20 protein-coding genes are annotated in these 24988 nt (G+C 72.2%); 9 read left to right on the top strand and 11 right to left on the bottom strand.

Annotated features, from left to right (window positions below):
- Nucleotides 1-181: 181 nt before the first annotated feature.
- Together ACIP5W_RS22575 and ACIP5W_RS22570 are read left to right on the top strand one after the other, a co-directional pair.
- Nucleotides 182-1177: an RNA polymerase sigma factor RpoD/SigA gene (locus tag ACIP5W_RS22575; protein ID WP_401476316.1), complete on the top strand. Its 996-nt coding sequence runs from the start codon at nt 182-184 to the stop codon at nt 1175-1177.
- Nucleotides 1178-1848: 671 nt separating this feature from the next.
- A complete protein-coding gene (locus ACIP5W_RS22570; protein ID WP_401476313.1) occupies nt 1849-2625 on the top strand; it encodes a TetR/AcrR family transcriptional regulator in 777 nt (258 codons plus the stop codon).
- Here the strand turns inward: ACIP5W_RS22570 and ACIP5W_RS22565 are convergent.
- Entirely contained in the window at nt 2622-3695 is a 1074-nt protein-coding gene (locus ACIP5W_RS22565; protein ID WP_401476310.1) for a helix-turn-helix transcriptional regulator, read from the bottom strand. The two genes, ACIP5W_RS22570 and ACIP5W_RS22565, sit on opposite strands and share 4 nt — an antisense overlap.
- Nucleotides 3696-3756: 61 nt before the next feature.
- On the opposite strand from ACIP5W_RS22565, the gene ACIP5W_RS22560 reads away from it, so the two are divergent.
- From ACIP5W_RS22560 to ACIP5W_RS22540, 5 genes are all read left to right on the top strand, one after another.
- Nucleotides 3757-5319, top strand: a complete 1563-nt coding sequence (locus ACIP5W_RS22560; protein ID WP_401476307.1) for an MFS transporter — start codon at nt 3757-3759, stop codon at nt 5317-5319.
- A 253-nt stretch (nt 5320-5572) separates the two neighbouring features.
- Nucleotides 5573-6334, top strand: a complete 762-nt coding sequence (locus ACIP5W_RS22555) for a DeoR/GlpR family DNA-binding transcription regulator (protein WP_398096272.1) — start codon at nt 5573-5575, stop codon at nt 6332-6334.
- Nucleotides 6331-7278: a 1-phosphofructokinase gene (gene pfkB / locus ACIP5W_RS22550; protein WP_401476303.1), complete on the top strand. Its 948-nt coding sequence runs from the start codon at nt 6331-6333 to the stop codon at nt 7276-7278. The genes ACIP5W_RS22555 and pfkB overlap by 4 nt, the downstream gene beginning before the upstream one ends.
- Before the next feature lie 463 nt (nt 7279-7741).
- Nucleotides 7742-9832: a fructose-specific PTS transporter subunit EIIC gene (locus tag ACIP5W_RS22545; RefSeq protein ID WP_401476300.1), complete on the top strand. Its 2091-nt coding sequence runs from the start codon at nt 7742-7744 to the stop codon at nt 9830-9832.
- 108 nt (nt 9833-9940) lie between these two features.
- The gene (locus ACIP5W_RS22540) at nt 9941-10282 is read left to right on the top strand and encodes a hypothetical protein (RefSeq protein ID WP_401476297.1); all 342 of its coding nucleotides are present in this window, start codon (nt 9941-9943) and stop codon (nt 10280-10282) included.
- A 49-nt stretch (nt 10283-10331) separates the two neighbouring features.
- Here ACIP5W_RS22540 and ACIP5W_RS22535 read toward each other — a convergent pair whose 3' ends face one another.
- From ACIP5W_RS22535 to ACIP5W_RS22520, 4 genes are all read right to left on the bottom strand, one after another.
- Entirely contained in the window at nt 10332-11078 is a 747-nt protein-coding gene (locus ACIP5W_RS22535; protein ID WP_401476294.1) for a DUF6227 family protein, read from the bottom strand.
- Nucleotides 11079-11276: 198 nt separating this feature from the next.
- Entirely contained in the window at nt 11277-12506 is a 1230-nt protein-coding gene (locus ACIP5W_RS22530; protein WP_401476291.1) for an Ig-like domain-containing protein, read from the bottom strand.
- Between the two features lie 166 nt (nt 12507-12672).
- Complete coding sequence (locus ACIP5W_RS22525) at nt 12673-13731, bottom strand: P1 family peptidase (protein WP_401476288.1); 1059 nt, start codon at nt 13729-13731, stop codon at nt 12673-12675.
- 261 nt (nt 13732-13992) lie between these two features.
- Nucleotides 13993-15288 carry a low temperature requirement protein A gene (locus ACIP5W_RS22520; protein WP_401476285.1) on the bottom strand — a complete coding sequence of 432 codons (1296 nt, stop codon included), beginning with the start codon at nt 15286-15288 and terminating at the stop codon, nt 13993-13995.
- 214 nt (nt 15289-15502) lie between these two features.
- On the opposite strand from ACIP5W_RS22520, the gene ACIP5W_RS22515 reads away from it, so the two are divergent.
- Nucleotides 15503-15685 carry a hypothetical protein gene (locus tag ACIP5W_RS22515; protein ID WP_401476282.1) on the top strand — a complete coding sequence of 61 codons (183 nt, stop codon included), beginning with the start codon at nt 15503-15505 and terminating at the stop codon, nt 15683-15685.
- A gap of 58 nt (nt 15686-15743) precedes the next feature.
- Here the strand turns inward: ACIP5W_RS22515 and mscL are convergent, their stop codons facing one another.
- From mscL to ACIP5W_RS22485, 6 genes are all read right to left on the bottom strand, one after another.
- Nucleotides 15744-16208, bottom strand: a complete 465-nt coding sequence (gene mscL / locus ACIP5W_RS22510) for a large conductance mechanosensitive channel protein MscL (RefSeq protein WP_401476279.1) — start codon at nt 16206-16208, stop codon at nt 15744-15746.
- 138 nt (nt 16209-16346) lie between these two features.
- Nucleotides 16347-16958: an RcpC/CpaB family pilus assembly protein gene (locus ACIP5W_RS22505; protein ID WP_401476276.1), complete on the bottom strand. Its 612-nt coding sequence runs from the start codon at nt 16956-16958 to the stop codon at nt 16347-16349.
- A gap of 336 nt (nt 16959-17294) precedes the next feature.
- Complete coding sequence (locus ACIP5W_RS22500) at nt 17295-18128, bottom strand: S-methyl-5'-thioadenosine phosphorylase (protein WP_401476273.1); 834 nt, start codon at nt 18126-18128, stop codon at nt 17295-17297.
- Nucleotides 18129-18344: 216 nt separating this feature from the next.
- Nucleotides 18345-18659, bottom strand: coding sequence for an FmdB family zinc ribbon protein (locus tag ACIP5W_RS22495; protein ID WP_401476269.1), 315 nt, complete (start codon nt 18657-18659; stop codon nt 18345-18347).
- 67 nt (nt 18660-18726) lie between these two features.
- Entirely contained in the window at nt 18727-20028 is a 1302-nt protein-coding gene (locus ACIP5W_RS22490) for an MFS transporter (RefSeq protein ID WP_401476266.1), read from the bottom strand.
- 299 nt (nt 20029-20327) lie between these two features.
- Nucleotides 20328-21884 carry a potassium/proton antiporter gene (locus tag ACIP5W_RS22485; RefSeq protein WP_401476263.1) on the bottom strand — a complete coding sequence of 519 codons (1557 nt, stop codon included), beginning with the start codon at nt 21882-21884 and terminating at the stop codon, nt 20328-20330.
- A 217-nt stretch (nt 21885-22101) separates the two neighbouring features.
- Between ACIP5W_RS22485 and ACIP5W_RS22480 the strand changes: the two genes are divergently transcribed.
- Nucleotides 22102-24954, top strand: a complete 2853-nt coding sequence (locus ACIP5W_RS22480) for a penicillin acylase family protein (protein WP_401476260.1) — start codon at nt 22102-22104, stop codon at nt 24952-24954.
- The last annotated feature ends 34 nt before the right edge of the window (nt 24955-24988 follow it).

Here is a 24988-nt window from a genome sequence, read left to right as displayed (position 1 = left end):
AGGGTACTGCATGATCAGAAAAATCGGGGGACGGGTGGGGAATTCTGTCCTGATTCCAGTCGTTGTATCCACCGGATGCAGGGCACCCGAGGAGAGTCCCGAGAGAGTCCCGGGAGGACCCGAGTCGGTGCCCCGGTGTCCACGGACCACCCGCTGACCCCACCATCGCAAGGGAGCACGCATGGCAACCCGTGCCGTCGCCCGTCGTCAGTCCGCCTCCGGCGAGACCGGCGCGGCAAGCAGCGCTCGCGTCCACGGCGGAGAGATCGCCGACCGCGATCTGGTCGGCATGTACCTCGACGAGATCGCGCGCACGCCTCTGCTCGACGCCGCCAAGGAAGTCGAGCTGTCGCAGATCATCGAGGCGGGTGTGTTCGCGCGGCAGGTCCTCGACGGATACGAGGAGTCCAAGGCGGACGCCTCCCGCGAGGAGCTCGAGGCGCTCGTCGCCGAGGGAGAGCGCGCCAAGGACGTCTTCATCCGTTCCAACCTCCGGCTGGTCGTGGCGGTCGCCCGCCGCTACCCGCGCAGCGGCCTGCCCCTGCTGGACCTGGTCCAGGAGGGCAACGCCGGCCTGGTCCGCGCGGTCGAGAAGTTCGACTACCGCAAGGGCTTCAAGTTCTCCACGTACGCCACGTGGTGGATCCGCCAGGCCATCACGCGGTCCATAGCGGACCAGTCGCGCACGATCCGGCTGCCCGTCCACCTGGTGGAGGAGCTGGGCCGTATCCGCCGCGTCCAGCGGGAGTTCAACCGCGAGCACGGCCGCGACCCGGAGCCCCTGGAGATCGCCACCGAGCTGGGTTCCACGCCGGAGCGCGTCACCGACGTGCTCGACTGGGCGCGCGACCCCGTCTCGCTGAACATGGCGGTCGACGACCAGGGCGAGACCCAGTTCGGCGACCTGCTCGAGGACACCTCGGCGGTCTCGCCGGAGCAGTCCGTGCTCACGCTGCTGCGCAGCGAGGAACTGGACGGCCTCATCGACCGCCTCGACCCGCGCACGGCCTCCATCATCAAGATGCGGTACGGCATCGAGGACGGCCGCGAGCGCACGCTGACCGAGGTCGGCAAGGAACACGGTCTGACGCGCGAGCGGATCCGCCAGATCGAGAAGCACGCGCTGCTGGAACTGAAGAAGCTGGCCCGGGACACCGGGTTCGAGGCGGCGGCGTAGACAGGCGCCGCACCCGCGGGGGTCCGTGTCCGGGGCGGGGTCCGTCCCGGGCCGGGTCCCCGGCGGGTGCGGAGCGCGCCACCGACGGGTGCACAACCCGCCACGGGCGTACGCGGGTGGCGGAAGTACGCGCAAACATGGCGCAGAAGGTCGCTTTCAACCGGTGACACCGGGGGAAAAAGACTTCTGGGCGCGGGAGTTCGGGCGCAGAAGTGCGCACCGATCCACCGGACCCGCGGCCCTGCGGCGTTCGCGCGCCCCCTCGTTTTCCGTGTCCGGGTGACTTCTCATGAACGGCATGGGTGACATGGGAGACACGAGAGACATCCGCTGATCCACGTCCAGCCACGTCCAGCCACGTCCCGACGCACACCCCCCCGGCGCCGGGACCCTCCCGAGTCGGGCTTCGGCGCCTCCCCCCTGGCGCCGGAGCCCGGCTCCTTTCGGTGGGGTGCCGAAAGCCCGGGACGGGCGGGAAGCCGGGCGTCCCGGGCCGGGCCCGGGATTGCGGCCGCACACGGGAGGGGAGAGCCGCCGCGGGAGCGACGCGGTCGCCCGGGGCGCGGCCGGGCGGGCGTACCGGCATGCTGAAGGGCGGGGCACCCCGTACCTGAACTCCGGGGTGACCCGCCTGGATGGCAGATTGTGCCACATGGGCATAGCCTGCCGGTGTGACAAGCTCCACCCCCGCACCGCCTCCCTCCCCCGCCACCCCGCCGGCCCCGGCTTCGCTCACCGAGCGGCGCAAAGCGGCGACCAGGATGGAGATCGCCCGAGCGGCCGCCCGCCTCTTCGCCGGGCGCGGCCTCAGGGCCACCCGCGCCGAGGACATCGCCCTGGCGGCCGGTGTCGCGCCGCGCACGTTCTACCGGTACTTCGCCACCAAGGAAGAGGCGGTCGCCCCGTTGTACGCGGCCGGCGCCCGGCGCTGGGTGGAGGCGGTGCGCGAGGCCCCGCCGCGCCTGTCCCCGCCCGAGGCCCTGGAGCACGCGGTACGGCAGACCCTCACGCCCGGCGTCGGTGTGTCGGCGGCGTCCTGGGAGTGGGTCCGCACCCTCATCCGCCTCGCCTCGACCAGCCCCGCCCTGGGCAAGGTCTGGGCCGAGGTCTGCCATGCCTCGGAGGACGCCCTGGAGGAGGTGCTCAGAGGACGGGGAGCGGGGGGTGGAGCCGGGCCCGACAACGTTGCCGAGCGTGCGGAGACCACCGCGACCACCGCGACCACCGTGCCCGCGGGGTCGGACGAGCCCCCCGGGCGGGCCGATCCCACCCCCCGCGGGCGCTTCGTCGCGGCGGTCGCGTCTGCCGCGGTCCGTGTCGCCGTGGAGAGCTGGGCCGCGACCGACAGCCCCCCGGGCGGTCCACAGGGCCCGGCCGAACTGGCCCTGCGGAACCTGGAGGCGGTGCGGGGGATGGAGTGGGGTAGCGGCGCCGGCACCTCCGGCTAACCGCCCCCACCGGGCTTCGCAGCCGCGCCGGGGCCCGCGGCCCCACGGGCATCCCCTGCCGCCCCTGCCGCCACGCCGGCTTCCGCTCCCGCCTGCGCTCCGGCGCCCGCTCCCGCCCCGGCCCGCCCCAGCCGTGCCCCCAGATCGCTCACGCACCGCACCAGTTCACTCGGGGAGTGGACCGTGAACTCGTGGCCCAGCATGGCCAGGCGGACCGCCAGCCATTCCACGGGGTCGCCGGTGACGGACCGCAGGCGGCAGCCCTCGGAGGTCCGCTCCGGGCGGTCGAACCAGGCCGGGAGCTGTGCGGCGACGGTCTCCGCCGGGGCCTGGAAGGTGACCTCGAACGCGTACGTCTCCTGGTGGCGTTGGATCGACCGGCGCAGGTATTCCGCCGCGTCCCCCTGCGGCACCTCGCGCGGTGCGAACCGGGTGCCCGTGGCGAAGGGCTCGCCCACCCGGTCGACGCGGAAGGTGCGCCAGTCGTCGCGTTCGAGGTCGTAGGCGACGAGGTACCAGCGGCGGCCCGTCGAGACCAGCCGGTACGGCTCGGTCAGCCGGCGTGACTCGGTGCCGTCCTTCGCGCGGTAGGCGAACCGCAGCCGCTCGTGTCCGGCCACCGTCGAGGCGATGACGATCAGCGTCTCGGGCGCGATGCTGGCACCGTCCCCGCTGGTCAGCGGGGTGGTCGCGGCCTGGAGGGTGGAGACCCGGTGGCGCAGCCGGGCCGGCAGCACCTGCTCCAGTTTGGCCAGGGCCCGTACGGACGCCTCGTCCACGCCCTCCAACGCGTGCCCGGCACCCGCCCGCAGGCCGACCGCGATCGCCACCGCCTCCTCGTCGTCGAGGACGAGCGGGGGCATCGCCTTGCCCGCGACCAGACGGTATCCGCCGTCGGAGCCCTTGGTCGCCTGGACGGGGTAGCCCAGTTCCCGCAGCCGGTCGATGTCCCGGCGGACCGTGCGGCGGGACACCCGGAGCCGGTCGGCGAGTTCTCCGCCGGGCCATTCGCGGGGCGTCTGGAGCAGGGAGAGGAGTTGCAGCAGCCGAGCCGGGGTGTCCGTCGTCATGCGTCGAGGATGCCGCACCACTAGGACACGTCCTGGCCTACTGGCCCCCTAGTGTCCTCGCATGACCTCCAACGAGACCAAGTTCTCCGCCGGTTCCGGCCCGGCCGAGCACCCCGCAGGGGCCGACGTCCCGGCGGCCGGGGACGTGGCCGGCCGCCGTCGGTGGTTCGCTCTGGCGATCGTGATGACCGCGGCCTTCATGGACCTCGTCGACGTCACGATCGTCAACATCGCCATCCCGTCCATGCAGCGCGACGCGGGCGCCTCCGACAGCCAGATCCAGTGGATCACCGCCGGTTACGCGCTCGCCTTCGCCGCCGGCCTCATCACCGGCGGCCGCCTGGGCGACATCCACGGCCGCAAGCGGGTGTTCCTCCTCGGCATCGGCGGCTTCACCCTCGCCTCCGCCCTGTGCGGCTTCGCCGCGAACCCGGAGATGCTCGTCGCCTCCAGGCTCCTCCAGGGCGGCATGGCGGCCCTGATGGTCCCGCAGGTGCTGTCGATCGTGCACGCCACCTTCCCGGCACACGAACGCGGCAAGGTCTTCGGGCTCTTCGGTGCGATCGTCGGCCTGGGCGCGGTCTCCGGACCGCTGCTGGGCGCGCTGCTGACGGAGTGGAACCTGTTCGGGCTGGAGTGGCGGCCGATCTTCCTCATCAACCTGCCGGTCGGCATCGCGGCCCTGATCCTGGGCGGCCGCTTCATCACCGAGTCGCGGGCGCCGAAGGCGCTCAAGCTCGACCTGGTCGGCGTCGCGCTGGTGACGCTCGGTCTGCTGATGCTGCTCTACCCGCTGACCCGCGGCCGTGAGCTGGGCTGGCCGCTGTGGGGGTACCTGTCGATGGCCGGCGCGTTCGTCGTCTTCGGCGCGCTGGTGGCGTACGAGCGGCGCAAGGGCGCGCGGGACGGCTCGCCGCTGATCGAGCTGTCCCTCTTCCGGGTCAAGAGCTTCGCCGCCGGCATCGCCGTGCAGACGGTCTTCGGTCTCGGCCTCGGCATCTTCTTCCTGGTCTGGACGCTGTACCTCCAGACCGGCCTCGGCTGGAGCGAACTGCGCGCCGGTCTGACGGGCATCCCGTTCTCCCTCGCGGTGTCGACGGCCGCCGGCCTCTCCGTGCAGAAGCTGGTCCCCCGCTTCGGCCGCAAGGTGCTCCAGGCGGGCGCGCTGACCATGGGCGCGGGCGTGCTGCTCTACCTGTGGGAGTCCGGGCGCCACGGCCTCGGCATCGCCCCGTGGCAGATGATCCTCCCGCTCACGGTGATGGGCGCCGGCATGGGGCTGATCGTCGCCCCGCTGACCGACGCGGTGCTGTCCGAAGTGCCGCGCGAGCACGCCGGGTCGGCGTCCGGCCTGATCAACACCGTGCAGCAGATGGGCAACGCGCTCGGCCTCGGCCTGGTGTCCGTCGTCTTCTTCGGCCGGATCGGCGACCGGCCTGCCCCTGCCGAGATCGGCCCGGAGTTCGTGGCCGCCTTCCGGTACGCGCTGGGCTGGGTGGCCGCCGTGATGGGCGTGATCTTCCTGCTGATGTTCGCCCTGCCGAAGCGGCCCGCCCAGCACGTGGAGGGCGCGGGGGAGACGGAGCTGCCGGTCACCGGGAAGGAGCCGGAGCTCGTGTCCTGAGGGGCGGAGGGTCTGGAACGGCCGGGAAGGGCCCGGCACCTGCGAGGGTGCCGGGCCCTTCGCCCGTGTCCGGGCGTACGCGGGCGCGACAGGGTGCACGCGGACGTACACGGGCGGGACCGGACGGAGAGTGGAAGTCCGTTCATGCCCGAATGGCATCCGAACCTGTTTACTTTCCGGAAATCCGGGCGTAGCCTCCAGTCGAAACCACAAGTTCGGGCATGAACCCGGGAGCGGTCGGAGGCGAACGGACATGTACGCACCGGAGCGGCAGCAGGAGATCCTGCGGCTCGCCCGTGACGGCGGCCGGGTGGACGTCCTGTCGCTGGCCGAGGAGTTCCAGGTCACGGCGGAGACCATCCGCCGCGATCTGAAGGCCCTCGACCGCGCCGGGCTCGTCCGCCGCGTGCACGGCGGCGCCATACCGGTCGGACGCCTCGACTTCGAGCCGGACCTCGCCGAGCGCGAGTCCACCTCCGCCGACGAGAAGGACCGCATCGCCAAGGCCGCCCTGACCGAACTCCCGGCCGAGGGCACGATGATCCTCGACGCCGGCACGACCGTCGCCCGCCTGGCCGCAGCCCTCCCGCTGGAGGCCTCCCTCACGGTGGTCACGCACTCCCTGCCGATCGCGGCCCGCCTCGCCGACCACCCGGGCATGCAGCTCCACCTGATCGGGGGGCGCGTACGGCACCGTACGCGCGCCGCCGTGGACGCCTGGGCACTGCGCGCGTACGGCGAGATCCGCGCCGACGTCCTGTTCGTCGCCGCGAACGGGTTCTCCGCCGAGCACGGCCTCACCACCCCCGACCTCGCCGAGGCGGCGGTGAAGCGGGCGGCGATGGCCGCGGCCCGCCGGGTCGTGCTGCTCGCCGACTCCTCCAAGCACGGGCAGGAGCACTTCGCCCGCTTCGGCGGCCTGAGCGACGTGGACCTGCTGATCACCGACAGCGGGCTCAGCCCCGACGACGCGGCCGCCATCGAGCGCGGCGGCACGGAAGTGGTACGCGCATGATCCTCACCGTCACCCCGAACCCGTCCCTCGACCGCACCTACGAGGTCCCCTCCCTCAACCGCGGCGAGGTCATCCGCGCCACCGGTGAGCGCATGGATCCCGGCGGCAAGGGTGTGAACGTCTCCCGTGCCGTCGCCGCCGCCGGACGGCGTACGGTCGCCGTACTGCCCCTGGGCGGTGCGCCGGGCGCGCTCGTGGCCGACCTGCTCGACGCGCAGGGCATCGAGGTCGCGCCGGTCCCGGTCGCCGGGGCCACCCGCTCGAACATCGCGCTCGCGGAGTCCGACGGTGTGCTGACGAAGATCAACGCGCCGGGGCCGGAACTCTCCTCGGAGGAGCAGGAACTCCTCCTGGAGACCGTGCGCGGGCAGTCCCGCGACGCCGACTGGATCGCCTGCTGCGGCAGCCTGCCCCGCGGGCTCGCGCCCTCCTGGTACGCCGAGGTGGTCGCGCGGGCGCACGCCGGGGGCGCGCGGATCGCACTGGACACCTCGGGACGCGCGCTGCTGGAGGCGCTGCGCGAGCGGCCCGACGTGGTCAAGCCCAACGCCGAGGAACTCGCCGAGGCCGTCGGACGCCCCCTGGCGACCGTGGGCGACGCGGTGAAGGCGGCGGAGGAACTGCGCGAGATGGGCGCACACGCCGTGCTCGCCAGCCTGGGCGCCGACGGGCAACTGCTCGTGGAGGAGACGGGCACGTGGTTCGCCACCGCGCGCGTCGACGCCGTCCGCAGCAATGTGGGAGCGGGGGACTCCTCCCTCGCCGGATTCCTCATCGCCGGCGGCAGCGGCCCGCGGGCGCTCGCCTCCGCCGTCGCGCACGGCGCGGCCGCCGTCCAGCTGCCCGGCAGCGTGATGCCGACCCCGGCCGACCTGGACCCGGCGGCGGTGACGGTCACCTCGGACGTACCGGTGGACCGCGAACTGAAGGAGCCCGTGTCATGACCCCCGACCCGGCGCCCGGCACGGGCCTTTGTCCGGTACCTGTCGTGGCTCTTCGAGCGCTGCCTGCCACGGCCGTCCACTCCGCACCCGTCACGGCCCTTCACCCGGGGCTGTGCCAGACGGTCACCCCACCGGCCCCGTCCGCACCGGAGGCCTGTACGGAGACTCGTACGGGGGCCAGGGCCGTGGCCCGGACGGAGGCCCCGACACCGGTGCCCACACCGGCCCGGACAGCGGTCGGGGCGCGGCGGGGTTCCCCCTTACTCGCCGCCCGGCACGGGCAGCGGGGCGTCCTGAGCCGCCCCGCCGACCCGGGCGCGCAGGCCCCCGACCGGTCTGCCGCCCCACGGAGGCGGGGCTTCCCCGGCCCCGTCCCCGTACGTCTCACCTCCCCCCACCGCACCCCCGTCCCCCTTTGCGCCCAGCACACCCCCCGGGCGATACGCGAGCGAAGGAGCCCGCGATGAGCGAGATGATCACCGCGGAACTGGTCGACCTCGACCTGTCCGCCGACACCAAGGAAGCAGCGGCGCGGTCCCTCGCCGAGCGCATGGTGGCCCAGGGCCGGGTGACCGACCTGGAGGGCTTCCTCGCCGACGTGGCCGCCCGTGAGGCCCAGATGCCCACCGGCCTCGACGGCGGCATCGGCATCCCGCACTGCCGCAGCGCCCACGTCACCGAGCCGACGCTCGCCTTCGGGCGCAGCGCCGCCGGCATCGACTTCGGCGCCCCGGACGGCCCGGCCGACCTGATCTTCCTGATCGCCGCTCCCGCGGGAGCCGACGACGCCCACCTGACGATCCTGTCGTCACTGGCCCGTCAGCTGATGAACGCCGACTTCACCTCCGCCCTGCGGTCGGTGCGGGACGCCGCGGACGCGGCGGCCCTCATCCGCGGTGAGGAGCCGGCCCAGGCACCCACCGAGGGCGCGAGCGCCCCCGAGGACACCGCTGTGGCGTCGGCGGCGGCCTCCGCCGACGCCACAGCGGCTGACACGGCACCCACCGGCACCCCGTCCGCCCCGGTCCCCGCCGCGTCCGCCCCGGACGCCGCCCCCTTCCGCATCGTCGCGGTCACCTCCTGCCCGACCGGTATCGCCCACACCTACATGGCGGCCGAGTCCCTGGAGAACGCCGGGCGTGCGGCGGGCGTCGAACTGGTCGTCGAGACGCAGGGCTCGGCCGGTTTCACCCGCCTCGACCCGGCCGTCATCGCCGCCGCGGACGGCGTGATCTTCGCCCACGACGTCCCCGTGCGCGACAAGGACCGCTTCGCGGGCAAGCCCACCGTGGACGTCGGCGTGAAGGCGGGCATCAACCGGCCCGCCGAGCTGATCACCGAGGTGCGCGGCAAGGCGGAGCGCGGCGAGGTCACCTCCGGGTCCGCCCCCGGCACGCCGGTCGAACGCGCCGGTGACTCCACCGAGGGCTACGGCACCAAGCTCCGCAAGTGGCTGATGTCCGGCGTCAGTTACATGGTCCCGTTCGTCGCCGCGGGCGGTCTCCTGATCGCCCTCGGCTTCGCGATCGGCGGCTACGAGATCAACAAGGCGCCGTCGGTCATGGACCACTTCGTCTGGACCCAGGCGGACAGCTGGGGCGCCCTGCTCTTCCAGATCGGCGGTGTCGCCTTCGGCTTCCTCGTCCCGGTCCTCGCCGGTTACATCGCCTACGGCATGGCGGACCGGCCCGGTCTGGTGCCGGGCTTCGTCGGCGGCGCGATCTCGCTGACCGTCAACGCGGGCTTCCTCGGCGGTCTGGCGGCCGGTCTGATCGCCGGTGGCGTGGTGATGGCGATCCAGAAGGTCCGGATCCCGGCGGCGCTGCGCGGCATCATGCCGGTCGTGGTGATCCCGCTGATCTCCTCGGCGGTCGTCGGGTTCCTGATGTTCGTGGTCATCGGCAAGCCCATCGCCGAGGCGCAGAAGGGCATGACCGACTGGCTGAACGGCCTCACCGGCACCAACGCCGTCCTCCTCGGCGCCCTGCTCGGCCTGATGATGTGCTTCGACCTCGGCGGTCCGGTCAACAAGGTCGCCTACGCCTTCGCCACCGCAGGTATCGCCGTCGCCGACCCGAGCGACTCCGCGATGAAGGTCATGGCCGCGGTCATGGCGGCCGGCATGGTCCCGCCGCTGGCGATGGCCCTGGCCACGACCGTCCGGGGCAAGCTGTTCACCCGGACGGAACGCGAGAACGGCAAGGCCGCCTGGGTCCTGGGCGCCTCCTTCATCTCCGAGGGCGCGATCCCGTTCGCCGCGGCCGACCCGCTGCGCGTGATCCCCTCCTCGATGGTGGGCGGTGCGATCACCGGTGCCCTGTCGATGGCGTTCGGCGCGACCCTGCGCGCCCCGCACGGCGGCATCTTCGTGGTCCCGCTGATCGGCAACCCGTTCCTCTACCTGGTCGCCATCGCGGCCGGTGTGTGCGTCACGGCGGCCCTGGTCGTCGTCCTCAAGGGCCTGCGCAAGCCGGTCACCGGGGCCGCTGCCCCCGGCACGGAGAACGCCGCGGCCGCCACGGCGGCGGGGCGGAAGCAGCCGGTGGCGGCGTGACCTGCGCACCGCGCGGGGCCTTCGGGTGACCTGTCCACACCTGCGAGATACGTCACGGTCCGGGACGAAAGTTCCGGACCGTGACGTGCGCGGTGTCTACTGTTCGGTATGCCTGAGCACCTCTCGATCCTCCACCCGACGGGCGCGGCGGCCGTCGCCCTCGCCGTGGCGGGGGTCGCCTGGCTGGTCGCGGTGACCGTCCTGCTGCGCCGTGGCCGTCCGGGCGCGGGCGCCTGGGGCTTCCGCGCCGGCGCACGGCGCACGCGACGCCCGGACAAGGGTGTACGCCGTCCGGGCCCCACCCGTCCGCCGAGCCCGTCCGACCGGCGGGCCCTCCCCGCCGTCCCGCCCCAGGAACAGGCCGGACCGCACCGGGAGGCCGTCGAGCTGACCCCGGCGGAGCGGGCCGCCTTCGAGGTTCTCGTACGCCGGCTCAGCGGCGACCGCTGAGGGAAGGCCCGGTGCCTCGGGAGAGGGCTCGCGGGACGGCGGGCCCGGCTCAGGAGACCTGTGCCGCCCGCCGCTCCATCGCCTCGCGGGCCGCGTCCTCGGTGGGATACACCTCGCACATGTGCCGCCCGTCGGGTGTGGCCGTGTGCTCGACCTCCCAGAGGGAGACCTCCCGGCCGTCACGGAGCAGGAACGCGTGCTCGTACAGCGCGAAACCGAGGCCGATGCGCCCCGCGCGGCAGGGCCGGCCGAACGCCTGCGTGATCTGGTGCGCGAAGGCCGACCGCAGCAGCGCGGCCGTGTCGGCGCCCGGCCGGTCCGCGTTCTCCGCGCGGCGCAGCAGCCGGCGCGCGTGATCGGCCGAGTCGTCCGGCACGTACACATGCCGGGGGGCGGGGACCGGCGCCAGCTGGACCAGCACCGGCAGTTCGAAGTCCGGCGCGTCCACCGGGAGCGGCAGCCGGGTCGTGGCGGCCCGCAGCTCCTCCTCGTCGACGTACACCTCGTGCTGCGGTTCGCTGCCGGGGGTGGGGTTGTGCACCAGCTCCCACAGGGTGAGCGCGGAGCCGTCCGACAGCAGCCAGGTGTGCCGGTACGTCTCCCGGTGCAGACCCGCGCTGTGGTGCGCCGAGTGCAGCGAGCTGTCGTGCGCCAGGGCGCAGTCCAGCCGTCTGACGCACTCGTCGGGCAGTTCGAACGAGTTCAGGGCGCGACCGAGGAGCCGCGCGAGGTGCTCCTCCGGAGTCTCGGGCGACTCGGCTGCTTCGTGCGCTGCCGTCTCGTACGGAACGCTCAAGGTTTCTCCCGGCGTTGCTGCATGTCACCTTGTGGGTGCATACCGTAGCCCCTCGGTCGGACATCATGTCCGGGAACCGAGAAAACGTACGCCGGGAAAACGCGGAAGCCGCGCGAGAAGTTCCCGCGCGGCCCGGTGTTCCGTCAGGAACCGCCGGTCGGGGACCCCTTCCGCCGCAACGAGAGGGCCCCCGGACCGTCAGGCTGTGCTCCCCGCGCTTCCCGCGATCCACTCGCTCCACGCCAGGTTCCACCCGTTGAGGCCGTTGTCCGGGGCGACCGTCTTGTCGGGGGAGTTCTTGACGATCACCACGTCGCCGACGAGGGAGTTGTCGTAGAGCCATTTGGCGGGGGTGTCGCCCTGGGCGCCCCGCACGTCCGCGAGCCCGACGCAGCCGTGGCTGGTGCCTTCCCGGCCGAAGGGCGGATTGCCTTTGTCGTACCAGTAGTTGCCGTGGATGAAGGTCCCGGACTGCGTCAGACGCATCGCGTGCGGCACGTCCGGGATGTCGTACTCGCCGCCCAGACCGACCGTCCGGCTGTTCATCCGCGTCTGCGTGAACTTCTCCGTGATCACCATCTGGCCGTTGTACGTCGTGTGCTCGGCGCTGCCCGAGGAGATCGGGACCGTCTTCAGCGTCGTCCCGTCCCGCACCACCGACATGGTCTGGGTGCCGACGTCGACCGTGGAGACCTGCGAGCGCCCGACGGTGAAGGCGACCGTCTTCTTCTGCACGCCGTGGACGCCGTCGGCGCCCTGCACACCGTCCAGGTCGATCTTCATCGTGACCTTGGAGCCGGCCTTCCAGTACTCCTCCGGCCGGAAGTCGAGCCGCTGCGACCCGAACCAGTGCCCGACCACCTTCTGCCCGCTGCTCGACGAGACCGTGATGTGCGACTGCACGGCCTTCTTGTCGTCGATGGCCTTGTCGAAGGTGAAGGACACCGGCATCCCGACACCCACCGTCGTGCCGTCGTCCGGCGTGTACGTCCCGATGAAGCTGTCGGCCGGGGACACCGTCGTGAAGACCGAGTCGGCCGCCACCGTCCGGCCGTTCGCGCCCTTCGCGGTCGCCGCTATCTCGTACTTCGTGCCGCGCTCCAGCTGCTCCTTCGGCTTCCAGCTGCTGCCGTCCGCCGCCAGCGAGCCCGCCACGACCTGCTGCGTCCCGGCCACCGTCATCCTCACGGTGGTCAGCCGGCCGTCGCTCACCTTCACGCCGGTGCTGTTGATCGACGCCCCCGTCGAACCGTCCTCGGCCGAGATGGTGATCTTCGCGGTGTGCGTCCCGGAAGAGTCCTTGCCCCCCTTGCCGTTGTCGTCCTCGGCGTTGGCGCTGCCGCCGCAGGCGGTCAGGGTGAGGGCGCCGACCACCAGGGCGGCACAGGCCCCCAGTGCGCGCCGCGCTGTTTTGTTCGGCGTTGTCACGGGCTGCTCCAGCTTCGTGTGATGTGCGTGGTCCGCTCCAGTACGCCGGTGAAGAGGACCACCACGGCCGCCGGGGTTCCCGTCGTCCGCCCCTGAGCCCGTCGCGTGACAGAACCGGGACAATGACCCACGCGTCGTGACGACCCACGGGTCCTTTCCGCCGGTCCTACCGTTTTCCGTACAGCTCCCCGTACGACGGCCACGCCCCGCCGGCCGCCGTCACCGACTCCGCGGCGCGCACGGCCCGCACGATCGCCCGCGTCACCACGTCCGCGCCCGCCGCGAGGACGTCGTTCAGGGCGAGCGGATGCGCGGTGCCGAGAGGACCGGTGCCCAACGGACGGGTGCCGGTCGCCAGCGCGAAGACCGTGTCCCCGTCGTGCAGCAGATGCACCGGCCGGACGGCGCGGGCGATGCCGTCGTGCGCCGTGCCCGCCAGCTTCTGCGCCTGCGCCTTCGTGAGGTCCGCGTCGGTCGCGACCACCGCGAGGGTCGTGTTCAGCGGTGCGGGCGCGCTCGTCGCGGCGCTCTCCGCCAGGCGCCGAAGCGCGGACTCGTGCACCCCCGTCTCCGGATACCGCGCCCGCCCCTGGAACAACTCCCCGTACAGCACGCCCGTTTCCGGGTCCATGACCGAGCCCGCCGCGTTGGCGACCACCAGCGCGGCCACCGTGACACCTGAGCCGAGCACGACGGCGGCGGTACCGACGCCGCCCTTCATCGGCCCGACCGCGGCGCCCGTCCCGGCACCCACACAGCCCTCCGGCACCCGGGTGCCGGGCCCGCTCGCCGCGGCGGCCTCCACCGCGGCCCGGCCCAGCGCGGCGTCCGGCCGGGCCCGGAAGTCGCCGCCGCGCCCCAGGTCGAAGACGCACGCGGCGGGCACCACCGGTACGACGTGCGCGGGATCCGTGCCGACCGGCACGCCGCGACCCCGCTCCTCCAGCCAGGCCATCACCCCGGACGCCGCGTCGAGGCCGTAGGCGCTGCCGCCGGTCAGCACGATCGCGTCCACCCGCTGCACCACATTGCGCGGATCCAGGGCGTCGGTCTCCTTGGTGCCGGGACCACCGCCGCGCACATCCACGGCGGCCACGGCCCCGCCCTCCGGCGCGAGGACGACCGTGGTGCCGGTCAGCCAACCGTCACCGGTACGACCGGCATGCCCCACGTGGATCCCCGCGACATCGGTCAGGCCGCCGACTGTCAGAGCGTCAACTGTCATACGGCCCAGTCTCGCGCGCCACCGCCCCGCGCCAACGCCCCGCGCCGCCGCGTCCCGCTCCGGCTCCCGCTCCGGCTCCCGCTCCGGCTCCCGCTCCGGCTCCCGCTCCGGCTCCGGCTCCCGCTCCCGCTCCCGCTCCCGCTCCTGATCGTGTTCCGGCTACTGCTCCGCCACGTCACCCGCCCGGTCGGCCCACGCCGCGGCGTCCCGTACGGCGGCCGTGAGCGGGAGGCCGTCACCGCCACCGTCACACGGCTCCCCTCACACCACCTCCCCGGCGCCCCGCGGTGCGCCCTCGCGCACGGTCATGCGGGCCGTCAGTGTCGTCCCGGTGACCACCGACAGCGCGCACACCAGGCCTGCCGCGAGGACCGCCCAGTCACCGAGGAAGGTGCAGCAGATCACCAGCAGCGCGGTGACCGGCAGCACCGTCTGCTGGGCGAGGCCCACCTTGAAGTGGCGGGAGTGCAGCGCCCAGACAGCCAGCAGATACAGCGCCGTCGGCAGGGTCACCGCCGCCGACGCGGCGAGCGTCGACAGGTGCGCCTCGCCGACCGCCTGCTCGACCGCCACCTCCAGGCCGGCGCCGATCGCGGCGGCCGAGGCGAAGACGACGTAGTGGCCGTAGCCCCACCGGAAGGCCTCCTTGCTGGAGCGCAGCCGGCCGTGGATGGGCACCACGAAGTAGATCCACCAGGCGGAGAAGATGATCAGCAGGCCGCCCGCGGCGATCGGGAGCAGTTCGTCGAGAGCGTCGTTCTCGTCGATGCCGACCTTCACGGCGATCGTGGCCGCGGCGATCGTCTCGCCGAGCACGATGATCGTGAACAGGCCGTAGCGCTCGGCGATGTGGTGCGGGTGCCAGGAGGTCGGGTGGTCCTTCTCCGCGTAGACGGGAACGCTCATCTCCAGCAGCGCCATCACCAGGAACAGCCACGGTCTGCCGCCCTCCGGCAGGAACAGCAGCCCCAGCCAGCCGATCTGGCAGAGCGCCACGCCGACGGCGTACCGCAGGGCCATCGCTCGCTCCGGGCCCTCGCTCGACAGGGCGACGCGCAGCCACTGCGTGGTCAGGGCGAGCCGCATGACCAGGTAGCCCACCACGACGGCCAGCCAGTCGTGGTCCTCGAACGCCCGCGACACCCCGGCGGCCAGGACCAGGACGCCGGCGATCTGTATGAGGGTGACGACCCGGTACAGGACGTCGTCGTTGTCGTACGCCGAGGCGAACCAGGTGAAGTTCATCCACGCCCACCAGATGGCGAAGAAGACCATCGCGTAGTTGAGGATGCCCTCGCCCGCGTGGGACTCCGCGACGGCGTGCACCAGCTGGACGCCCGCCTGGGCGATGGCCACGACGAAACAGAGGTCGAAGAACAGCTCGAGCGGGGAGGCGACGCGGTGGGCCTCGCCCCGTCCGCGAGCGGTGAGCCTGCGCAGCGGCTTGGCGTGGGCCGGCACGCCGGGGGAGGAAGAGGGCGACGAGGAGGAAGGGGACGGGGACGACGAGGAGGAAGGGGACGACGAGGAGGACGAAGGAAGGGAACTGGACGTCATGGACCCCAGCACAGCAGATAAACCAGGGAAAATCCTGCCGAGGAGCGCACGGCCGGGAGACCCGGTCAGCCGCGCGTGAAGACGCAGCTCAGAGGGGTTCCGCAGGGTCCGAGGGGTGGGGACCCTGGTGCGGCCCGAGACCAACCCCGGCCCTCGTCGCGGCCCCCGTCCCGGCCCTCGTTCCGGCCCGCGCCCGGGGCCGTACCCTGGAGACATGAGCACCCCCGCCGCCCCCGAGCCGCGCGAGCCCAAGGCCGCGCTGATCTTCGACGACCCGCTGGACCGGCAGTCCTCGGACGACACGGACCAGGGGTGGGGCGAGCGGCCCGGAGCCGGTTCGGACAGCGCGGCCGACCTCAAGCGCTTCCTCGACGAGAAGCCGCCCCACCACATCTGAACCCGGCAGGCCCGGACCGCCGCCCGCAGCTTCCCGCACAGGACCGCTACGGCTACCGCTACCTCTCGCCGTGCCCGGAGCCGCGCTGGGCGACCAGGGCGTCGCGGATCTCCTTGAGCACTTCCAGCTCGGTGACCTCGATGACCTCGCGCGTGCTCTCCTTGGCCTTCCGGCGGGCCTCCATCCTCGCCAGGTACTTCGACATCGGCAGGACCATCAGGAAGTAGACGACGGCCGCCGTGATCACGAAGGTCAGCGTCGCGCCGAGCACGGAGCCCCAGAGGATCCGGACACCCGTCGCGGTGTCGCCGGTGCCGGTGCAAGGGCCCTTGAGACAGGAGCTGTAACTGTCCAGGTTCTTGGTTCCGACGGCCCCGACCAGCGGGTTGATGACCCCCTTCACCACCGAGTTGACGATGTTCGTGAAGGCCGCGCCGATCACCACCGCGACTGCCAGATCGACGACGTTCCCGCGCATCAGGAAGGCCTTGAAGCCTTGCCAGACGCTCGCCTTTTCGCTCACCTCGGTGACACTCCTCACATGTACAGGTTGTGGAACAAACAGCTCCGCAACCTACGTCACCCAGATGCAGGCGTGTCCAATTCGGTAGCTCGAACGAGGGGCTTGACGGCAAAGCCGCGAGCGGGCGGACGGTGAGACTCACCACAGGGTCACCGCCAGCCGGGCCGTGGCACCCGCGCCCGCGAGGCGGGCCGCGGTGGACCGGGGCACGGACAGCACGACCAGCGCGCCCCCGTCACCGCTTCCCTCGACGCCCAGGTCAGCGCCGTCCTCACCGCCGCCCGCGCCGGCCGACGGATCCGGCACCTTCGTCACGAGCGCACCGCGTGCGACCACCCGGGCCTCGCCGTCCCGCGCGGCGGGCCGCCCGGCGGGGTCGACGGCGATGACGTCCACCCGGTCACCGGGGCGCAGCAGCCGGACGGTTGCCGCGTCGGCGATCCGCACCGGCGCCCGCACCCTTCCGGCGGTGCGACGCCCGTCGGAGGGGGCGCGCGCCGACGACTGCGCGCGGACGTGAGAGCCCTCGCCCGCGTGGGAGCCTCCGCCCGGGTGTCCGCGAGCCGTGTCGCCGTCGCGCGGGCCCGCCGCCACGAGTGCGGCGGCCGTGACGGCGAGGCCGACCGCGAGAGCCCGCCTCCGGGTCCCTGCCAGCAGGCGCAGCCGGTGCAGCCCGCCCCGCACACGCACCGGAGCGAACGGAGGCACCTCGCACGACGGAGGCACGGGCAGCGACGGAGACGGAGGCATGCCGAGTGAAGGAGGGGCAGGAAGAGAAGCAGAGACAGAGGAAGAGGAAGACGCACGGAAGGACAACGGAATCACCACCAGCGACGACGGACGAGCCTGCCCGTCCACGATGGGCCCTGCCGCCGCCGCCCGCCCGAGCCGGTGGATCACCGCCCGGCTGTGGACAACTTCCTCACCTGAACGATGAGTTCCGCCGCCCCCGTGCCCGGGCCTCCCCGTGCCCGGGCCTCCCCGTGCCCGGGCCTCCCCGTGCCCGGGCCTCCCCGTGCCCGGGCCTCCCCGGTCCCCAGGCCCCGAGGGCCCGGGATCCCCTCGGCCGGCCAGGGATTCCGCCCGCTACGGCAGCTCGAACCCCGGATTCAGCCCACCCAGCGCGTTCACACAGAGACAGTTCCGCTCCTCGGTGGCGGGCAGCGCGGCCACCGCGTCGAACAGGACGCCCCGCAGCCGGTCCACGTTGGCCGCGAACACCTGCAGCACCTCCTCGTGGGAGACGCCCTCACCCGTCTCGGCCCCCGCGTCCAGGTCCGTGACCAGCGTCAACGACGTGTAGCAGAGCTCCAGTTCACGGGCGAGAGCTGCCTCGGGGTGGCCCGTCATGCCCACCACCGACCAGCCCTGCGCCTGGTGCCACAACGATTCCGCGCGGGTGGAGAAGCGGGGCCCCTCGATCACGACGAGCGTTCCGCCGTCCACCGGCTCCCACTCCCGCCCGCGCGCCGCCTTCAGCGCGGCCGAGCGGCCGGTGGGGCAGTAGGGGTCGGCCAGGGACACGTGCACCACGTCGGGCACCGAGCCGTCGGGCAGCGGCAGTCCGTCGAAGTATGTGCCCGGCCTCGACTTCGTCCGGTCGACCAGCTGATCCGGCACCAGCAGCGTCCCGGGGCCGTACTCGGCGCGCAGACCGCCCACCGCGCACGGGCCGAGGACCTGGCGCACGCCGACCGAGCGCAGCGCCCACAGGTTGGCCCGGTAGTTGATCCGGTGGGGCGGCAGATGGTGGCCGCGGCCGTGCCGGGGCAGGAAGGCGACCCGCCGGCCGGCGATGTCACCGAGGAAGAGGGAGTCGCTGGGCGGCCCGTAGGGGGTGTCCACCTGGATCTCGGTCACGTCGTCCAGGAACGAGTAGAAGCCCGAGCCGCCGATTACACCGATCTCTGCGTTCGCCATGACCAGCACAGTAGCGGGCGCCGCCGACGCCCCGGATCCGCCTCCGGAATCCCGGCGGCTTCCCGTGCCGGTGACCGGCTTCCCGCGTCGTCGGCGGCCTCCCCGCGTCACCGGCCGCCTTCCCGCGCCGGCGACCGGCTCCCCGGGCAGCCGGCCGGCAGCGTGGAAACACCGAGGACCCCGCCGTCGTACGACGGCGGGGTCCCGGAAGGGGTCCTACGCGGCGGAGGTGCCCGCCGAGGTGCCGGAGCCGGCCGGCTTCGAGTCCGAGGAGGACGACGAAGACGTGGTCGAGGACGCCGAGGACGTGGACGGCTTGGACGACGAGGACGCCGGTGAGCTGCTCGACGAGGAGCCGCGGCTGTCGTTCCGGTAGAAGCCGGAGCCCTTGAAGACGATGCCGACGGCGGAGAACACCTTCTTGAGGCGGCCACCGCAGTTGGGGCACTCGGTCAGGGCGTCGTCGGTGAACTTCTGCACCGCCTCGAGGCCCTCGCCGCACTCGGTGCACTGGTACTGGTAGGTCGGCACTGTCTTCCTCCTGGCACTCTCACTCAATGAGTGCTAACGACGGTCCATACTGACGCATTCCCCGGGATCAGTCCACTGTGACCGGCGAGCGGTGACCGACGCCACGTGCGACGGTACGTCCCCGCGGGCGCGCCACCAGCCGCGAACGCAGTGCCAGCAGGGTCCCCAGGGCCAGGACCGTACCGGCCAGCGGCACCAGGAAACCCGCGCCGCCCCGGAACCTGTCCTCCAGCTGGCCGGCGGCGGTGACGGCCGCCGCCTGGCCGAGCGCCACCGCGCCGGTGAGCCAGGTGAACGCCTCGGTGCGCGCGCCCGCCGGGACCAGGCCCTCGACCAGCGTGTAGCCGGTGATCAGCGCGGGTGCGATGCACATGCCGACCAGGAGGCCGAGGCCGGCCAGCAGCGGCACGGAGTGCGCCGCCCACAGGCCGGAGGCCGTCAGAGCCAGCGCCGCGTACCCGACGACCAGACGGCGCTGCGGGGCCGCCTTCCAGGCGACGGCGCCGCAGACCAGGCCGGAGATCATGTTGCCGGCGGCGAAGGTGCCGTACAGGACGCCGTTCAGGCCGGGCTCGCCGATCGACTCGGTGAACGCGGCCAGCGAGACCTGCATGCCGCCGAAGACCGAACCGATGCCGAGGAAGGCCACGATCAGCACGCGCACCCCGGGGATCCGCAGGGCGGAGGCGTGTTCCACGCGCGCGTGCCCGTCGACGGCGACCGGCGGCTGGGTGCCTTTCCGCGCGGCGAACAGCAGACCGCCGAGCAGGGTCAGCGAGGCCTCCGTCACCAGTCCGGCGGCCGGGTTCACGGCGGTGCACAGGGCGGTCGCGAGGAGCGGGCCGACCACGAAGGTGAGTTCGTCCGTGACGGACTCGAAGGCGGCCGCCGTGGTCATCAGGGGTGAGCCCTTCAGCTTCACGCCCCAGCGGGCCCGCACCATCGGGCCGACCTGCGGGACCGAGGCGCCGGTGGGCACGGCCGCCGCGAACAGCGCCCACAGCGGGGCGTGGGCCAGCGCCAGCGCCGTCAGGGCCAGCCCCGAGGCCGCGTGCACCAGGACGCCGGGGACCAGTACGGCGCGCTGGCCGTGACGGTCGGCGAGACGGCCGGTGTACGGGGCGAACAGCGCCATGGAGACACCGGTGACGGCCGCGGCGGCACCCGCCACGCCGTAGGAGCCGGTGGTGTGCTGCACGAGCAGCACGATGGAGATGGTGAGCATCGCGAACGGCTGCCGCGCGGCGAAACCGGGCAGCAGGAACGTCCAGGCGCCGCGGGTGCGCAGCAACTGCCCGTACCCCGGGCGGGGCGAGGCCGGCGAGGCCGACGAGTCCTTCGACGGCTCGGAGGTGACCGTGGATGCCACGGCCCGTGCCTTTCTGCCGCCTGGTAGCGCGACCCCTCGTGTGTCCGGGCGGCGCCGAGAGCTGTCCTCTTGCGCGCACTGCGGTAGATACCGGTGCCCACTCGGGAGGTGTTCCGGCCGCCATACGGTCGCGCCAGCTCTGCGTCAGGCAGAGTTGGTTCGATCAAGGTGTGCCTTCATCGTACAGGGATCACTGCCCGCCGCACCTGTGAAAGTGAGCACCATGGGCGGGCACGCCTCCGAATGAAGGGGGTGTGAACGGTGTGAAACCTGTACTTAACGTGCGCCGGAACGCGCCCTCACCGGGTGTCCGCGCCGTCCGTGCCCAGCCAGTCGGCCAGTTTGCCGCCGTGGCTCACGGCGCGCAGCCGTCGCTCGGCCGCGTCCCGGACCGGGTCGGTGGCGACGACCAGGAGTTCGTCGCCGCGCCGCAGCACGGTCGTCGGCAGCGGCACGAAGGAGGTGCCTTCGCGCACGACGAGGGTGACGGCCGCCCCGGCGGGCAGCCGCAGCTCGTTGACCTCGACGCCGTGCATCCTGGAGCCCTCGGGGATCCCCACCGACAGCAGGTGCCCGCGCAGCCGCTCCAGCGGCGCCGACTCGATGCCGAGGTCGGCGGCCTCGGCGTCCTCGCCCAGTCGCAGCTTGCGGGCCAGCCAGGGCAGCGTCGGCCCCTGGATCAGGGTGTAGACGACGACCAGGACGAAGACGATGTTGAAGATCCGGCGACTGCCCTCGATGCCGCTCACCATGGGGATCGTCGCCAGGATGATGGGAACCGCGCCGCGCAGTCCGGCCCAGGACATGAGCGTCTGCTCCTGCCAGGGCACGCGGAACGGCGTCAGGCAGAGCACGACGCTCAGCGGGCGCGCCACCATGGTCAGCACCAGGCCGATGACGAGCGCCGGCACCACGTCGTCGCCCAGTTCGTGCGGGGTCACCAGCAGGCCGAGCAGGACGAACATGCCGATCTGGGCGATCCAGCCGAGTCCGTCGGCGAAGCCGCGGGTGGCGGGCCAGTGGGGGAGCTTCGCGTTGCCCATGACCATGGACGCCAGGTACACGCCGAGGAAGCCGCTGCCGTGCGCCAGGGCGCCCGCCGCGTACGCCGTGACCGCGATCGCCATGACGGCGATCGGGTAGAGGCCGGAGGCGGGCAGGGCCACGTGCCGCAGCCCCCACGAGCCCAGCCAGCCGACCGCGAGGCCGACGGCGGCGCCGATGACCAGCTCCAGCGCTATCTCGCCCACCAGGACGTACCAGTGCTCGACGGGGCCGACGGTCGAGAAGGCGACGACCAGGATGACGACCGGGGCGTCGTTGAAGCCGGACTCGGCCTCCAGGGTGCCCGTCACGCGCGCGGGGAGCGGGATCCTGCGCAGCACGGAGAAGACCGCCGCCGCGTCCGTGGAGGACACCACCGCGCCGATGATGAGCGCCTGCCGCCACTCCAGCCCGACGAGATGGTGGGCGGCCGAGGCGGTGACGCCGACGCTCACCGCGACCCCGGCCAGCGCCAGTACGGAGGAGGCGGGCAGGGCCGGCCGGATCTCCTTCCACTTCGTGCCGAGGCCGCCCTCGGCCAGGATCACGACCAGGGCCGCGTAGCCGATGACCTGGGTCATCTCGGCGTTGTCGAAGTGGATGTCGCCGATGCCGTCCTGGCCCATGAGGACGCCGATGCCGAGGTACACGAGCAGGCTGGGGAGCCCGCTGCGCGAGGAGATCCGGACCGCTGCGACGGCGACGAGCAGGACGAGCGAGCAGACGAGCAGGAGCTGGTTGAGGTGGTGGACAGTCAGCGGCGGTTCCCTTCGCTGGCCCGCGCGTCTCACGCGCGGGACGCACACGTACATCGGACACGAAGCGGTGGCTCCACGGACCCGATTACTTCATTACCTTACCTAACTCTTGACGATTTCTTGACGCTCACCGTCGGGAGATCGAACGTCCTTGCGCGCTGGTTGCCGACTCCGCGTCAAGTGGCGCGGACCCCTGCGCCTATGGTTGCTCCAGCGCTCATTCACAGTCATGGCCCGACCTGCCGCTCGCGTTAGGACAGCAAGGACAGCGATGCCCCCCAACACCACCGCCACAACGGGTGACAAGCCCGCCAAGTCCGGCAGGAAGAAGGGGCGCAAAGCCCGACTTATCGTTCTCCTCCTGGTTCTGGCCCTCATCGGAGGCGTCGCGTACGGCGGTTACTGGTCCATCAGTACCGTCCGCGCCTCCTTCCCGCAGACCAAGGGTTCGATCACGCTCGACGGCCTGTCCGGGCCGGTGGACGTGAAGCGGGACGGCTACGGCATCCCGCAGATCTACGCGTCCTCCGACGAGGACCTGTTCATGGCGCAGGGATTCGTCCAGGCGCAGGACCGGTTCTACGAGATGGACGTGCGCCGGCACATGACGTCCGGCCGCCTGTCGGAGATGTTCGGCAAGAGCCAGGTCGACAACGACGAGTTCCTGCGCACCCTCGGCTGGGACCGGATCGCCGAGCAGGAGTACGACAAGGTCCTGTCGGCCGACACCAAGAAGTACCTCCAGGCGTACGCCAAGGGCGTCAACGCCTACCTCCGGGGCAAGGACGGCGAGGACATCTCGCTGGAGTACGCGGCTCTCGGGTTCACCAACGACTACAAGCCCGCCGAGTGGACGCCCGTCGACTCGGTCTCCTGGCTGAAGGCGATGGCCTGGGACCTGCGCGGCAACATGCAGGACGAGATCGACCGCGCCCTGCTGACCAGCCGCCTCGGCCCGCAGCAGATCGCCGACCTGTACCCGCAGTACCCGTACGACCGCAACAAGCCGATCGTGCAGGAGGGCCGGTACGACGAGCTGTCCGAGACGTTCGAGCAGGGCGGCTCCGGTAGCTCCGGCGGCTCGGACGGCTCCGGTGACCCGGGGGGTTCCGGGTCCTCCGCGGACGGATCCTCCTCGGACGGCACGACCGGCGGCACCGGTACCGGCTCCGGCTCCGGCACCTCCTCCGGCGGCACCTCCTCCGGCACGTCCGGCTCGGCCCTGGAGAGCCAGCTCGCGGGCCTCTACGACGTCCTGGACGACCTGCCCACGGCGGTCGGCGTGAACGGCAACGGCATCGGCTCCAACTCCTGGGTCGTCGGCGGCGAGCACACCATCACCGGCAAGCCGCTGCTGGCCAACGACCCGCACCTGTCGGCCTCGCTGCCGTCCGTCTGGTACCAGATGGGCCTGCACTGCCGCAAAGTCTCCGACAAGTGCCGGTACGACGTCTCCGGCTACACCTTCGCGGGCATGCCCGGCGTGATAATCGGCCACAACGCCGACATCGCCTGGGGCATGACCAACTCCGGCGTCGACGTCACCGACCTCTACCTGGAGAAGCTGTCCGGTGACGGCTACCTCTACGACGGCAAGGTCAAGCCCTTCCTCACGCGCGAGGAGACCATCAAGGTCGCCGGCGGCACCGCGAAGAAGATCGTCGTCCGGCAGACCGCCGACAACATGCCCCTGCTGTCCGACCGCAGCGACGAACTGGTCAAGGTCGGCAAAAAGGCGACCGTCGACGACGACGCCCCCGACCGCGGGAACGGCTACGCGGTCGCCCTGAAGTGGACGGCGCTGGAGCCGGGCAACACCATGGACGCCGTGTTCGCCATGAACAAGGCGGCCGACTGGGACGGCTTCCGCAAGGCGGCCGAGAAGTTCGACGTGCCCTCGCAGAACCTCGTCTACGCCGACACCAAGAACAACATCGGCTACCAGCTGCCCGGAAAGATCCCCACGCGCGCCGAGGGGCTCGACGGCTCGGTCCCGACCCTGGGCTGGGAGTCGAAGAACAAGTGGGGCGACTACCTGGACTTCGACGAGCTGCCCTACGAGTACAACCCGGAGCGCGGCTACATCGTCACCGCCAACCAGGCCGTGGTCGACCCTGAGAAGTACCCCCACACGCTCACCACGGACTGGGGCTACGGCACCCGCAGCCAGCGGATCACCAACCTGATCAAGCAGAAGATCAAGGGCGGCGGCAAGGTCTCCACCGACGACATGCGCCAGATGCAGACGGACAACACCAGCGAGATCGCGAACATGCTGGTGCCGACGCTGCTGAAGATCAACCTGGACAACCCGGACGTCCGTGAGGCGCAGGAACTGCTCCAGGGCTGGGACCGCACGCAGGACGCCGACTCCGCCGCGGCCGCCTACTTCAACGCGGTGTGGCGCAACATCCTCAAGCTGGCCTTCGGCCACAAGCTGCCCAAGGAACTGCGGGTCGAGGGCCAGTGCCTGTGGGTCGACCCGGTCGACACCACCGGTCCGGTCGACGACAAGGACAAGGTCCGCGAGTGCGGGCAGCGCGACGGCGACCAGGCGCAGCCGGACGGCGGCGACCGCTGGTTCGAGGTCGTGCGCAACCTCATGGAGAAGCCGGACAGCGACTGGTGGACGACGCCCGAGGCGGGCACCCGCCCCGGTGCCGAGAAGGACCGTGACGCGCTGTTCGAGCGCGCCATGATCGACGCCCGCTGGGAGCTGACCGCCAAGCTCGGCAAGGACATCGACTCCTGGAGCTGGGGCCGGCTGCACCGCCTGTTCCTGAAGAACCAGACCCTGGGCACCAGCGGCCCCGGCTTCCTCCAGTACCTCCTCAACCGCGGCCCGTGGAAGCTCGGCGGCGGCGAGGCGGCGGTCGACGCGACCGGCTGGAACGCCGCGGGCGGCTACGACGTCGTGTGGGTGCCGTCGATGCGGATGGTGGTCAACCTCGACGACCTCGACAAGTCGAAGTGGATCAACCTCACCGGCGCCTCCGGGCACGTCTTCAGCGCCCACTACACCGACCAGACGGACAAGTGGGCCAAGGGCGAGCTGCTCGACTGGTCGTTCAAGAACAAGGCGGTCGACGACAGCACGGTCGACACCCTCGTGCTGAAGCCGTGAACCGGTGAACAGCGGGAAGGGCCCTCCACGCGCG

The organism is Streptomyces sp. NPDC088766, from assembly GCF_044750845.1.
Lineage (GTDB): Bacteria > Actinomycetota > Actinomycetes > Streptomycetales > Streptomycetaceae > Streptomyces.
Note: the sequence above shows the minus strand (reverse complement) of the source record. Positions and strands in the feature narration are given on the sequence as shown.